The sequence below is a fragment of the Ancylomarina longa genome, from assembly GCF_003996985.1.
GTDB classification, from domain to species: Bacteria; Bacteroidota; Bacteroidia; order Bacteroidales; family Marinifilaceae; genus Ancylomarina_A; species Ancylomarina_A longa.
Genome location: NZ_RJJX01000015.1, coordinates 20,263 through 34,544 on the forward strand (window position 1 = coordinate 20,263; position 14,282 = coordinate 34,544).

The 14,282-nt window shown below is 35.4% G+C and carries 8 protein-coding genes; 7 read left to right on the top strand and 1 reads right to left on the bottom strand.

Annotation, left to right across the window (positions count from 1 at the left end):
- The first annotated feature begins 199 nt into the window (after positions 1–199).
- The 6 genes from rho (at position 200) to ppdK (ending at position 11,890) form a co-directional block, all read left to right on the top strand.
- Positions 200–1,906, top strand: a complete 1,707-nt coding sequence (rho, locus tag DLK05_RS11115) for a transcription termination factor Rho (RefSeq protein WP_127344082.1) — start codon at positions 200–202, stop codon at positions 1,904–1,906.
- Positions 1,907–2,183: 277 nt separating this feature from the next.
- Positions 2,184–3,371, top strand: a complete 1,188-nt coding sequence (locus tag DLK05_RS11120) for an AAA family ATPase (RefSeq protein ID WP_127344083.1) — start codon at positions 2,184–2,186, stop codon at positions 3,369–3,371.
- 60 nt (positions 3,372–3,431) lie between these two features.
- On the top strand, positions 3,432–6,971 hold the full coding sequence (nifJ, locus tag DLK05_RS11125) for a pyruvate:ferredoxin (flavodoxin) oxidoreductase (protein ID WP_127344084.1): 3,540 nt from the start codon (positions 3,432–3,434) through the stop codon (positions 6,969–6,971).
- Positions 6,972–7,112: 141 nt separating this feature from the next.
- Positions 7,113–7,565: a hypothetical protein gene (locus tag DLK05_RS11130; protein WP_127344085.1), complete on the top strand. Its 453-nt coding sequence runs from the start codon at positions 7,113–7,115 to the stop codon at positions 7,563–7,565.
- Positions 7,566–7,824: 259 nt separating this feature from the next.
- Positions 7,825–8,838 (top strand): dihydroorotate dehydrogenase-like protein, encoded by a 1,014-nt coding sequence (locus tag DLK05_RS11135; RefSeq protein ID WP_127344086.1) that lies wholly within the window; start codon positions 7,825–7,827, stop codon positions 8,836–8,838.
- A 331-nt stretch (positions 8,839–9,169) separates the two neighbouring features.
- Positions 9,170–11,890, top strand: coding sequence for a pyruvate, phosphate dikinase (gene ppdK / locus DLK05_RS11140; RefSeq protein ID WP_127344087.1), 2,721 nt, complete (start codon positions 9,170–9,172; stop codon positions 11,888–11,890).
- Between the two features lie 94 nt (positions 11,891–11,984).
- Here ppdK and DLK05_RS11145 read toward each other — a convergent pair whose 3' ends face one another.
- The gene (locus DLK05_RS11145) at positions 11,985–13,259 is read right to left on the bottom strand and encodes an LVIVD repeat-containing protein (protein ID WP_127344088.1); all 1,275 of its coding nucleotides are present in this window, start codon (positions 13,257–13,259) and stop codon (positions 11,985–11,987) included.
- Positions 13,260–13,411: 152 nt separating this feature from the next.
- On the opposite strand from DLK05_RS11145, the gene DLK05_RS11150 reads away from it, so the two are divergent.
- Complete coding sequence (locus DLK05_RS11150; RefSeq protein WP_127344089.1) at positions 13,412–14,176, top strand: hypothetical protein; 765 nt, start codon at positions 13,412–13,414, stop codon at positions 14,174–14,176.
- The last annotated feature ends 106 nt before the right edge of the window (positions 14,177–14,282 follow it).

The following is a 14,282-nucleotide window of genomic DNA, read 5'->3' on the forward strand; positions in this document are numbered from 1 at the left end:
GGTGAAACCTCATTGGGTCGTATGTAATTCACATTCGATAAATTTTGAATTATTTTTTGTGAATTATAACTTATTGCGTAATATTGCACTTGAATTCCGATTGATTCTTCTCATATAGAGGTCGAAAGATCAGGTTCCGTATTGTTCAAATACAAATTCTATCTAATAACATTACCCTAAAAATATTAATAATTTATTTATGTACGATATTCTTGAGTTAAACAAGAAGCTTGTGCCTGAATTACGAGAAATCGCAAAAGAACTCAAAATTAAAAAAATTGAGTCTTTTAAGAAACAGGATTTGATATATAAAATTCTGGATCAACAGGCAATTGTAGCTTCTGAAATGAAATCCACAGAGAAAAAAGCTCCCCGAAAAAGAGCAATGAAATCTGATGTGGATGATGAGCAGTCTAAACTGAAACTGCGAAAGAAGAGAAAATCAGAACAACCTGTAAAGGATGTTGTGAAAGAAACGGCTGTTCAAATGGGTAAAGAAGATTTTAAACCAAAAGAAGTTCCTGCAAATAAAAGAAGGCAAGAGAGAAAAGTGGTTGAAAATTCTACTTTAACTCATCAAGAAGAAAAATCCCCTGCTAACAAACCTTCTTCGGAAGATCTTAAAATGAAGGTTGAAAGACCGGAAAGAGCAGAGAGACAGGAGAGAGTAGAGAGACCAGAAAAAAAGGATCGACAGGAACGTTCCGATAGGTCTGAAAGACAAGATAAACCCAATCCAAACAAAAAACGCTTCGAGAAGCGGGAGAAAGAGAAGATGTTTGAATTCGATGGGATTATTCATAATGCCGGTGTACTGGAAATTATGCCTGATGGTTACGGTTTCCTACGTTCTTCAGACTATAATTATTTAAACTCCCCTGATGATATCTATGTTTCTCAATCTCAGATTAAATTATTTGGATTAAAAACAGGAGATACAGTCAATGGTACTATTCGTCCTCCCAAAGAGGGAGAAAAATATTTTCCATTGATAAAAGTGGAAAAAATAAATGGACGCCTACCAGATGTTATTCGGGATCGGGTACCATTTGATCATTTAACTCCCTTATTTCCTGATGAGAAATTCAATCTTACTGGTAAAGGTACGCCATCTCTTTCTACCAGAGTTGTGGATATGTTTGCCCCAATTGGAAAAGGACAGCGTGGTTTAATTGTAGCACAACCAAAAACAGGTAAAACTGTTTTATTGAAAGAAGTTGCTAATGCAATTGCTGCAAATCATCCTGAAGCATTCATGATTATCTTATTAATTGATGAACGCCCGGAGGAAGTTACAGATATGGCTAGAAGTGTAAATGCCGAAGTCATATCTTCTACTTTCGATGAGCCAGCAGAGCGTCATGTTCGTGTTGCCAATATTGTTTTGGAAAAAGCCAAACGTATGGTAGAATGTGGGCACGATGTTGTAATTCTTCTAGATTCTATTACGCGATTAGCTCGTGCTTACAATACTGTTTCTCCTGCATCAGGAAAAGTGCTTTCCGGAGGGGTAGATGCAAATGCATTACACAAACCAAAACGATTCTTTGGTGCTGCGCGGAATATTGAAAATGGTGGATCTTTAACTATTTTGGCAACGGCACTAACAGAGACGGGATCGAAAATGGATGAGGTAATCTTTGAAGAATTTAAAGGTACTGGTAATATGGAATTACAGCTCGACAGAAAATTATCTAATAAGAGAATTTATCCTGCTGTTGATATTACCGCATCAAGTACTCGCCGTGAAGATCTTCTTTTAGATGAGAATGAATTGAATCGTATTTGGATTCTTCGAAATTATCTAACGGATATGAATTCGATTGAAGCAATGCAGTTTTTAAGAGATAGGCTTAAACGAACCAAATCCAACGAGGAGTTTTTAATTTCTATGAATGATAAATAAATCATTGATATATGAATCAAAAAAGGCGGTAATTATTTACCGTCTTTTTTTTGTGGAATTATTTTGGGGATGATGATGTTCTGGATTTGTGAGATTTTCATTATTAGATATCTAGCTTGAATTTTAATTCTATATAATCTTGATAAATACTTTTAGAAATTTTCAAACCTGCTTATTTTAAATAAGTATAAATTACAAAACAAAGAATGTTTTGTAATCTCCGGATAGCAAAAACTGTCATTAATTCCATAAATTTGCGAAGTAAATTCAAGAATGAATGAATACTTTAGTTCAGACACATAATAGTTTGTTGAAAGACAAAAAAACTACCATTAGGCGTGAATTGGCTGATGAAATTGATTGGTCGCAACGTTTAATTGCAATTAAAGGTTCCAGAGGAGTAGGAAAAACTACATTCTTATTGGATTATGTGCGTGAACACTGTGCTAATGATAAATCATGCTTATACATTAACCTAAACAATCTTTTCTTTACAGAGAGGGGTCTGGTTTCATTTGTTGATGAATTCTACAAAAAAGGAGGTAAATTATTACTCTTAGATCAGATTCATAAATACCCAGAGTGGGCCTCGGATCTTAGAACTTGTTATGAGAATTATCCCGATTTACACATTATTTTTACAGCTTCTTCTATTTTAAGAGTTAAAACAAATGAGGAGCTGAAAGGTATTGTACATGTTTATTATTTGAACGGACTATCTTTCAGGGAGTTTTTAAATCACGAAACGGGAAATAAATTTCGAAGATATTCTTTAGAATTTATTCTAGAGCACCATGAGGAAATTGTGGATGAGATACTTGAAAAAGTGCGTCCGTTAGCCTATTTTAATAATTATTTACGATATGGATACTATCCTTGCTATTTGGAGGAAAAGAGTTTTATTGACAGTTTGTTAAAGATTATCAATCTGATGCTTGAGTTTGATATCACTTATTTGAACCAGATTGATTTGAAATATCTACAAAAACTTAAGAAACTTCTGTATATAATATCTTGTAATGTTCCTTTTCAGCCAAATGTAAGCAAATTGGCAAATGATGTGGAAACATCCCGAGCCACTATTATGAATTATCTGCGTTATCTGAAAAATGCGAGATTAATTTTTCTTTTGAATTCAAAGGAGAGCTCGAAAGATTCTTCAAAAAAACCAAATAAAGTTTACTTGCATAATACAAATCTTCTGTACGCAATTTCACCAGATAATATAGACGATGACAATTTACGAGAAACGTTCTTTTATAATCAAGTAGGACCGGGCAGATCTATTACAAGTACAGATAGAGGGCATTTTTTGGTGAACGATCAGTATAATTTCGAGATTAACGAAAGTATTGATAATCCCGAATCTAAATTTAGAACAGAAGACTTTTTTATTGCAGCCGATATGATAGAACGTGGAGAAGGAAACAAAATTCCATTGTGGCTTTTCGGCTTTTTATATTAGAGAGAATAAATAACAGAAATAAATTAACTACCATTAATTAAAATTAATTGGAGGAGTAAAATGGTAAAAGAAAAAAAATTCATTACCTGCGATGGTAATGCTGCTGCCGCTCACGTAGCTTATATGTTTAGTGAGGTGTCCTGTATTTACCCTATTACACCATCTTCGCCTATGGCCGAAAATGTAGATGAATGGGCTGCAAAAGGGCGTAAAAATCTATTTGGTGATACAGTTCGTTTAGCCGAATTGCAATCAGAAGGTGGTGCTGCAGGAGCAGTTCACGGTTCTATGCAAGCAGGTGCTTTAACCACGACTTACACTGCATCTCAGGGATTATTATTGATGATTCCTAATATGTACAAAATCGCAGGAGAGTTGCTTCCATGTGTTTTCCACGTAAGTGCTCGTGCTTTAGCAGCTCAGGCTCTTTCAATCTTTGGTGACCATTCCGATATTTACGCTGCAAGACAAACTGGTTTTGCAATGTTGGCTTCAGGTTCTGTTCAGGAGGTTATGGATCTTTCCGCAGTTTCTCACCTTACAGCGATTAAATCAAGAGTTCCTTTCGTAAATTTCTTCGATGGTTTCCGTACTTCGCATGAAATCCAGAAGGTGGAAGCGATTGATATGGAAGATATGAGAGGTTTGGTTGATATGGAGGCACTTCAGCAATTTCGCGATCGTGCATTGAATCCAGAATCACCTGTAACAAGAGGTACTGCTCAAAATCCAGATATTTATTTCCAGTCGCGTGAAGCTGCTAATCCATTTTACGACAGAGTGCCGGATATGGTTGAAGCATACATGAATGATATCAATAAGATAACTGGTAGAGAATACAAGCCATTTATTTATTATGGTGCTGAAGATGCTGAAAATGTAATCATTGCTATGGGATCTGTAACCGAAACAATTAAAGAGGTTATTGATTTTAAATTGAAAAATGGTGAAAAAGTTGGTATGGTAGGTGTTCATTTGTATCGCCCATTTTCTGCTAAGCATTTCTTGAATGTACTACCAAAATCAGTGAAACGTATTTCTGTATTAGATCGTACCAAAGAACCGGGTGCTAATGGAGATCCATTATATCTTGATGTTAGGGAAGTTTTATACGGAAAAGAAAATGCTCCTATCGTTGTGGGTGGCCGTTACGGTTTGGGATCAAAAGATGTAACTCCTTCTCAAATCATTGCTGTTTATAAGAACCTTGCAATGAATGAACCTAAAAATCAGTTTACCTTAGGTATTGTTGATGATGTTACTTTTAGATCTTTACCATTAGAAGAAGAATTGAAAGTGAATTCAGAAAGCCTTTACGAAGCTAAATTTTATGGTTTAGGATCTGATGGTACAGTTGGGGCTAATAAAAATTCTATCAAAATTATTGGTGGAGCAACCGATAAATATTGTCAGGCATACTTTGCTTATGATTCAAAAAAATCAGGTGGTTTTACTGCTTCTCACCTTCGTTTTGGTGATGATCCTATTCGTTCAACTTACCTGGTAACAACACCCGATTTTGTTGCATGTCATGTACCAGCCTACTTGTATCTTTACGATGTATTGAAAGGTTTGAAAAAAGGAGGTTCATTCCTTTTGAATTCAATTTTTGATGCGGAAGAAACTAAAAAGAATCTCCCAGATCATATGAAACAGTACTTGGCTCAAAATGATATCAAATTTTATATTATCAACGGTACTAAATTAGGTGAAGAGCTTGGTTTAGGTAATCGCACAAATACTATCATGCAATCTGCATTCTTCAAGATCACAAATGTAATTCCATTCGAATTAGCAGTTGAGGAAATGAAGAAAGCTATCGTTAAGTCATATGGTAATAAAGGAGAGAAAATTGTAAACATGAACTTTGCCGCTGTTGATGCTGGTGGAAATAATGTTGTTGAAGTTGAAGTGCCTGCTGATTGGAAGAAACTGAATGCTACTGCTGAGTTTGGTTCTTCAGAAGGTCGTCCTGATTTTATTGCCAAGGTTTGTGATCCAATGAATGCACAAAAAGGGGATGATATTCCTGTGTCTGCATTCTTAGGTATTGAAGATGGAACTTTTCCTGCCGGAACTACCAGATTTGAAAAACGTGGTGTTGCTGTAAATGTTCCTGAATGGAAGGATGAAACTTGTATTCAATGTAATCAATGTGCTTTTGTTTGCCCTCATGCAGCTATTCGTCCATTCCTATTAAGTGAAGAGGAACTTGCTGCTGCTCCAGAAGGAACTGCAGTAAAACCTGCTACCGGTAAAGGTTTGAAAGAATATAGTTTTCGTATCCAGGTTGATGTGGAAGATTGTACTGGTTGTGGTAACTGTGTAGATGTTTGTCCTGCTCCTAAATCGAAAGCTTTGGAAATGAAGCCTCTTGCAACTCAAGATGCAGAAAGAGGAAGATGGCATTATATGGACGAAAAAGTTGGTTACAAGGACTTGTTGCCAAAAACAAATGTGAAAAACTCACAATTTGCACAACCTTTGTTTGAATTCTCTGGTGCTTGTGCTGGTTGTGGAGAAACTCCATATATCAAATTAATTACTCAAATGTTTGGTGAAAGAATGATTGTTGCCAATGCAACAGGATGTTCTTCTATCTATGGTGGATCTGCACCTTCTACTCCTTATTGTAAAAATTACAAGAGTGGTAAAGGTCCAGCTTGGGCAAACTCATTATTCGAAGATAATGCTGAGTATGGTTTGGGTATGGCTGAAGCTGTTAAGAAAATGCGTACTCGTATTACTGAGCGTATGACTGACAATATGGATGCTGTAAATGCAGAAACTAAAGTTGCTTTTGCTGAATGGCTAGAAGCTAAAGAAGATGCTGATGCATCAGAAGTAGCATCTGAAAAAGTAATTGATGCTTTACAGAATGAAACTCATAAAGTAGCTAAAGAAATCCTTGACCTTAAACAATACCTTATTAAAAAATCTATGTGGATTTTTGGTGGTGACGGTTGGGCTTATGATATAGGTTTCGGTGGATTAGATCATGTACTTGCTTCAGGTGAAAATATAAACGTATTGGTACTTGATACTGAAGTTTATTCAAATACTGGAGGACAGGCTTCTAAAGCAACTCCAGTAGGTGCTGTTGCAAAATTTGCTGCTGCTGGTAAGCGTATCAGAAAGAAAGATTTGGGTATGATTGCTATGTCTTACGGATATGTTTATGTTGCTCAAGTAGCAATGGGTGCTAACCAAGCTCAGTACTATAAAGCTGTTAAAGAGGCTGAAGCTTATCCGGGACCATCATTGATTATTGCTTATGCACCATGTATTGCTCATGGCTTAAAGGCATCAATGGGTAAAACTCAAGCAGAAGGTAAAAAAGCTGTTGAGTCTGGATACTGGCACTTGTATCGTAACAATCCAATGTTAGAAGCTGAAGGAAAAAATCCATTCGTTTTGGATTCGAAAGAACCAGAATGGGCTAAATTTCAAGATTTCTTAGCTGGAGAGATACGTTACACTTCACTTCAAAAATCTTTCCCTGAGCAGGCTAAAGAGTTATTTGTTTCTGCTGAGGAGAATGCGAAATGGAGATATAAAACTTATCAACGTCAAGCTGCTTTAGATTATTCTGAAGAATAGAGACATTCTGATATTCATGATAAGGGATTCCAATAATTGGGATCCCTTTTTATTTGAGCAAATGTCTGTTGTATGACATTTTAAGCAGTTTGTTTTAAGTATTTTATCTTATACAATTTATTTTCAATTAAAACGAATTTGATGAAACGGATAAGTAGACTTTTTACAATTTTAATTCTAGCCTTCCTATACTCCTGTAGTAGCGGCGGAGGTGATGATGGAATGACACCTACACCAAATCCTCAACCTAAAGCGGATTTTACTGTAAGAACAGCAACAAAAACGGCCAGTCATCCTTGGGCTAATAAAGGACATTCTGTCGGATACACAATAAATGGAATTGAAGCCCTAACTCTAACGCTTACCAGAGGAACAACTTATGTTTTTGAAATCCAAACTAGCGGTCACCCTTTTTATATAAGTACTGATGAGATTGGAGCTAGTGCAGGCGAAGTAACAGATGGTATTGTTGGTAGTATGACAGAGAACGGAACATTGCGATTTACACCTAATAGTAATCATCCTGATTTATTGTATTATCAATGTGGAATACACCAACAAATGGGGTATATTATCAATATTGTAGATCCATAGTTTTTTCGGGCTTCTTTACTTTTAATGATTTACGATTCAGGTAAATTTTTTTTTAAATCTTGAATCGAAGTGGCAGAATAGATGGTTGGTAGATCTTTCTATTCTGCCCTTTTAAATAAAATAAGACCCTAAAATCTTAAAAAAGAGAAAAGTAGTTGTTTTTAAATTGATAGTCAGCATATTAAATTTGATTTTGATTGAATATCTCAACATCATTTATTAAATTTAGATACATCAAGAAATTTTAATCCAAAATCATATGGCAAATTTAAATGTTGAATTCATGGGGTTGAATCTTAAAAATCCCATTATTGTTGGTGCTTGTACCCTTTCCGCAACAGTAGAAGGAGCACAGGAACTAGAACGAGCAGGTGCTGCAGCTATTGTTTACAAATCTCTATTCGAAGAGCAAATCCAAATGGAAAGAGCTCAACTTTCAGATGAATTGGATGAGTATACTGAGCGTAATGCTGAGATGACTTCTATTTTTCCAGCACTAGAGCATGCTGGACCTAAGGCTCATATTCTTAAACTAGCAGAGGTGAAAAAGAATGTAAGTATTCCAGTAATAGCTAGTTTGAATTGCATTTATGATATAACGTGGTTCGATTATGCGAAGCAATTGGAAGACGTAGGAGTTGATGCATTAGAATTAAATTTTTATGCAATGCCCGGTGATGTTGATAAATCTGCTGCTCAGCTGGAAGATGACAAGGTTAAAATTGTTGAAACCTTAAAGGAAAGACTTAAAATTCCTTTCTGTATCAAATTGAGTCCCTATTATACAAATACTTTGAATTTTGTGAATCGTCTTGATCAAGCTGGAGCATCTGGATTTGTGTTATTTAATCGTTTGTTTCAGCCAGAAATTAATATTCAAAGTGAAGAACATGTCACAAAATTTAATTTAAGTAATCAGGGAGATTTTAAATTAGGATTGCGATATGTTGGACTTCTTTATAAAAAAATAAAAGGAAGTTTATGTGGAACAAATGGTATTTACAAATTTGATGATGTTATTCAAATGCTTTTGAGCGGTGCTAATACTGTACAAATGGTGAGTGCATTGTATAAAAATGAACCCACATATATTGCAGAAGTATTATCTGAACTTGAAAATTGGATGGATAAAAAAGGCTACAAGTCGATAGATGAATTTAGAGGGAAACTTTCAGATAATGAATTGAAAGTGTCGGACATTTATTATAGAGCCCAATATCTTGATTATTTACTTCATCCGGAAGAGATCATGAATAAATATCCAATGAGATAAATAGTAAAAAAACCAATTTTAAAACCAGTCTGTTGGCTGGTTTTTTTATTTAATTATTGTCTGATTTTGTTGAGGGATTATGCCTGCAAACGTTTGAAAAAGAAATATCTACGATGAAGTTTATTTTATTACTAAAAGCTTCCGAAATGAGCAATTAATATTTTTAAATTAAAAAAAAGAAAGCTACTTTTGTGTGCGTGAAATTACATGACAAAAATCATATGTAATTCCTTTATTTATATTGTTTTAAATAATTTGAAACTAATAATATAATTGTTGTTAAAGGTCATTTTGAATTGATTTTTAACTTTAAAACTAAAAAGCGATAATTATGAGTACTAAGTACGTTTATACTTTTGGTGACGGTAAGGCCGAAGGTAAAGCAGACATGAAAAACCTGCTTGGTGGAAAAGGCGCTAACCTTGCAGAAATGAACCTAATTGGTGTTCCTGTGCCTGCAGGTTTCACTATCACTACTGAAGTTTGTACTGAATACAACAAGCAGGGAAGAGATGCTGTTGTAGCAATGATTAAAGATAATGTTGAAGCATCTATCGTAAAAACCGAAGAGGCAATGAATGCTAAATTTGGTGCTAATGGCGATGCATTTCCATTATTAATTTCTGTTCGTTCTGGTGCTCGCGTTTCTATGCCAGGCATGATGGATACCGTTCTTAACCTTGGTATGAACGATGAAACTGTAAAAATCATTGCTGAAAAATCAGGTGCTGAAAAATTTGCTTACGATTCCTATCGTCGTTTTATTCAGATGTATGGTGGTGTTGTAATGGGAGTTGAGGCTGAAAATGGAAAACACGATCCATTTGAGTTGGTTTTAGATAAAGTTAAGAGCGATAATAATTACGCTTCTGATGCAGAAATGACTGTTGCTGATTTAAAAACTGTTGTGGCAGAATTTAAAAAAGTAGTTAAAGAAAATGCTGGTCAGGATTTCCCAACAAACCCTTGGGATCAACTTTGGGGAGCTATTTGTGCTGTATTCGATTCTTGGAATACTGAAAGAGCTATTCTTTATCGTCGTATGGAACAAATTCCTGATGAGTGGGGAACTGCTGTGAATGTTCAGGCAATGGTTTATGGTAATATGGGCGAAACTTCTGCTACTGGAGTTTGCTTCTCTCGTGATGCTGCTACTGGTGAAGATCTTTTCAATGGCGAGTATTTGATTAATGCTCAAGGTGAAGACGTTGTTTCCGGTGTTCGTACTCCTCAGGAAATTACTTTGATTGGTTCAAAACGTTGGGCAGAGAGAAATGGTACTTCTGAAGAGGTTCGTGCTAAAGATTTTCCATCTTTGGAAGAAGCAATGCCTGAACTATACAATGAATTGAATGCTGTTCAAGAAAAATTAGAAAACCATTATCATGATATGCAGGATATGGAGTTTACTATTCAAGATGGTAAGCTTTGGATGTTGCAGACTCGTAACGGTAAACGTACCGGTGCTGCTATGGTGAAAATGGCTGTAGATATGTTGGCAGAAGGTTTGATTGATGAGAAAACTGCTGTTCTTCGCCTTGAACCAAATAAATTGGATGAGTTACTTCACCCAGTATTTGAAAAATCAGCTATTGCTTCTGCAAAAGTACTTTCTAAAGGATTGCCAGCATCTCCAGGTGCTGCAACTGGTAAAATTGTATTCTCAGCTGAAGATGCTGAAGAATGGTCTGATAGAGGTGAGAAAGTAATCTTGGTTCGTCGTGAGACTTCTCCTGAAGACTTGAAAGGTATGTATGCTGCTGAAGGTATTCTTACTGAACGTGGTGGTATGACTTCTCACGCGGCTGTAGTTGCTCGTGGTATGGGAAAATGTTGTGTTTCTTCTGCTGCTGGTATTTCTGTTACTCCATCTGCTCTTAAAATAAATGGTGTGGCATTCAAAGAAGGTGATTTTATCTCCTTAAATGGTACTACAGGTGAAGTTTACGAAGGTAAAGTTGCTACAATTACTCCAACTTTAGATGGTGACTTTGGTAAGATCATGGATCTTGCAGAGAATAATACCCGTATGTATGTAAGAACAAATGCTGATACTCCTGCTGATGCTAAAACTGCACGTGAATTCGGAGCTAAAGGTATTGGTCTTTGCCGTACAGAGCACATGTTCTTCGAAGGAGAAAGAATTTGGGCTATCCGCGAAATGATATTAGCTGAAGATCTTGAAGGTCGTAAAGCTGCTCTTGATAAATTACTTCCTATTCAAAGACAAGACTTCTCTGGGATTTTAGAAGCTATGGACGGTTTAGGTGTAACTATTCGTTTATTAGATCCTCCATTGCATGAGTTTACACCAAATGATGCTGCCTCTCAAGCTGAAATGGCTGAGAAATTAGGTGTTGATGTTGAAGTTGTGAAGGCTAAAGTAGAATCTTTACATGAATTCAACCCAATGTTGGGACACAGAGGTTGTCGTTTAGGTAACACTTATCCAGAAATCACAGAAATGCAGGCTCGTGCTATCATTGAAGCTGCTTGTGATTTGAAAGCTAAAGGATTGGATCCAAAACCAGAAATAATGGTTCCATTGATCGGTACTGTGAAAGAGCTTAAAATGCAGGAAGGTATCATTAGAGAAACTGCTGCTAAAGTATTCGAAGAAAAAGGTGTGAAGGTTGATTATATGGTAGGTACAATGATCGAGATTCCTCGTGCTGCTGTAACTGCTGATGAAATTGCTGAAGTTGCTGAATTCTTCTCCTTTGGTACAAATGACTTGACTCAAATGGGATTCGGTTATTCTCGTGATGATGCAGGTAAATTTTTGCCAATCTATATCCGTAAAGGTATCTTGAAAAATGACCCTTTCCAGGTTCTTGATCAGGATGGTATCGGACAATTGGTTCGTATGGGTTGTGAAAAAGGAAAATCAACTCGTCCAAACATCAAATTAGGTATTTGTGGTGAGCACGGTGGTGAGCCATCTTCAGTTGAGTTCTGTAACTCAGTTGGTATGGATTACGTTTCTTGTTCTCCATTCCGTGTACCTATTGCACGTTTGGCTGCTGCTCAAGCAAACTTGAAGCAAAATTAAGAGATTAATTTCTCCATCAATAAAAGGCTGTCTCCTTGGAGACAGCCTTTCTTGTTTCTTATACCTACCAGGATTAGTATTTAAATATTCAATTTTAATTTTCAGGAATTGTTATAGCACTTAGAAGTTGAATGTTATTTATGTCAGAGTAATCGTACTGATATAAACCATCAGAAGATACTACAACTAGTATTGACTCTAATGGGATTACATCATAAGGATTAATATCCGTAAAAGTACTTAGGAGATTAGAACCAATTTGTAAGGGATCCGTTTTATTGTAAATTTTCAAACCTGTTCCATCGCACACAAATAATAAGTCTCCATCAACACCTAAGCCATAGGGGTTTTGCATTTGGTATGATTTTATGAGTGTTGGAGTAGTAATATCGCTTAAGTCTACAACATCTAACTGGCTGGTGTTTTGACCACAGAAATTGCCAGCTCGCAGAGTAATGTATGCAGTATTATTGTCTACTACAACAGGATCACAACTACGAAAATGAGGGTATTGTGAAATGAATTGAGGAGATAATGGATTAGTGATGTCGTAAATGTACATTCCGCTCTGCGCACCAAAAAATAAGTTTTGCTTGTAAGCAAAAATGGTTTCAATATCCCAATTTACACTAATGTTTCCTTGCTTTGTAATGTGTTTCAAATCCGAAATATCGTATATATCCAAAGCATTCGATGAGTTTAGTGTATAAAGAGTATTCGCATAGATCATGAATCTTGCCATCGAGCCTGCTTTTCCGGTTGAGCTACTAATAGCTTTTCCTGAGGCAGAATTTTCGGAGTTGGAAAATACAAGATCATCCAAGTATGGATAGTAATGTGGTTCTTCGTAATCTTCACTTATGCGTTTTACATTCCATCCAACTACAACTCCTTTTTCCGGATCAATTGAACCTAACCTATAATTATTTCCCGTAGGAGGTAAACTGTAATAAAAGACATTATTGAATTGTTTGATTTCTTTTAATGTATTTATATCGCTAATATTTATTGCAAGCAAATCAGAATAAGAATCGGCATACAGAATATCGTCCTGAACAGCCATGTCAATATTACCGGGAATTGTTATAAAAGCTGTCTGCTCAGGATTTGAAGGATCAGAATTATCGAATACATGAATTCCCTGATATTTTTCATTCACTAGAATATAGTCTTTGTAGAAATATATTTTTCCTGTTTCCTGCATAGGTTTCGGAGCTTCTGATTTCACAGCATTCTTAAAGTCAGCCTTACTCATGTAGATTGGTTCGTTGATGGTATATTCATGCTTAATTTGGTCATCGCAGGCATAAGTAAGAAAAGCATAGATACTTATAATTAATGTTTTAAAAAGAATATTTGAAGTTTTCATAAAATGAAATTTAAAGTGAATTTGTCTTTTGAATTCTATTTATAGATGCAGAATTAACTTTATGGTTGCGTTTCATTCATCGCGTTTTAATTTAGTGCGGTACGCAACCATTCTAAGATGTTAACATCATAAGGAAAACTAATATTCATACTATGAAGACTTTTCACTTTCCGATAAAATCATTACTCATTATGGGTTTTTTAATAATGGGCTCTGTTTTTACATCAGCACAAAAGCATTTGGATGTAGTAAAATTGAAGAATGGAAATGTGTTGAAGGGTTATATCATTAGGCAGATTCCTGGTAAATTCCTTGAATTGAGAACGCTTGATAAAAATTATTGGAAATTCGATATGAATGATATTGCCGAGATTAGCTCTGCTATGAAGAGAATTCCAAAAATTGCATCAGATAGTATCCCTAAATTGGATAAGGGACTGTTTTATGAATTACAATTAGGAGTGTTGGTGGGAAATAAGAGTAATTCAAGTAGTGCTCCATTTAGTTTATTGGCTTCTGCTAATTATTTATTTAATGATAAAATATCCATTGGTGGAGGTATTGGTTATGAATCATTTGAACAAACTCAAATGCCTGTTTTTGGAAGTCTGCAATATCATACCAGAATAAAAGGAATGTCTTCTTACATTTTTTGCCATACAGGATATTCTTTTTCAATAGATAATAGAGATCAGATCTATTATTCAAATGATAATTTAGACTCGAAAGGTGGTTGGTTGTTGAATCCGGGAGTAGGATTTATTATTGGGAATAGATCTACTCCAATGATGACACTCAGTATTGGTTATCGCTTTCAAAAAATAAAGCATAAATGGGAGAATACCTATACGCAGGATACAGAATATCTCAAAGAAAAATTTAATCGCTTGAGTATTCATTTGGGAATTATTTTTTAATCTATCTACAATTTAATATAATTATGAGATTCAACAAACTTCTCTTTTAAAGGTCTGATAATTTAATATTTTGGACATATTAATATGCCTTTACCTACTCCTTCTT

What these genes read in the sequence shown, in the direction of transcription:
- rho (WP_127344082.1), top strand. Translation starts at nt 200, where the DNA reads ATGTACGATATTCTTGAGTTAAACAAGAAGCTTGTGCCTGAATTACGA.
- DLK05_RS11120 (WP_127344083.1), top strand. Translation starts at nt 2,184, where the DNA reads ATGAATACTTTAGTTCAGACACATAATAGTTTGTTGAAAGACAAAAAA.
- nifJ (WP_127344084.1), top strand. Translation starts at nt 3,432, where the DNA reads ATGGTAAAAGAAAAAAAATTCATTACCTGCGATGGTAATGCTGCTGCC.
- DLK05_RS11130 (WP_127344085.1), top strand. Translation starts at nt 7,113, where the DNA reads ATGAAACGGATAAGTAGACTTTTTACAATTTTAATTCTAGCCTTCCTA.
- DLK05_RS11135 (WP_127344086.1), top strand. Translation starts at nt 7,825, where the DNA reads ATGGCAAATTTAAATGTTGAATTCATGGGGTTGAATCTTAAAAATCCC.
- ppdK (WP_127344087.1), top strand. Translation starts at nt 9,170, where the DNA reads ATGAGTACTAAGTACGTTTATACTTTTGGTGACGGTAAGGCCGAAGGT.
- DLK05_RS11145 (WP_127344088.1), bottom strand. Translation starts at nt 13,259, where the DNA reads ATGAAAACTTCAAATATTCTTTTTAAAACATTAATTATAAGTATCTAT.
- DLK05_RS11150 (WP_127344089.1), top strand. Translation starts at nt 13,412, where the DNA reads ATGAAGACTTTTCACTTTCCGATAAAATCATTACTCATTATGGGTTTT.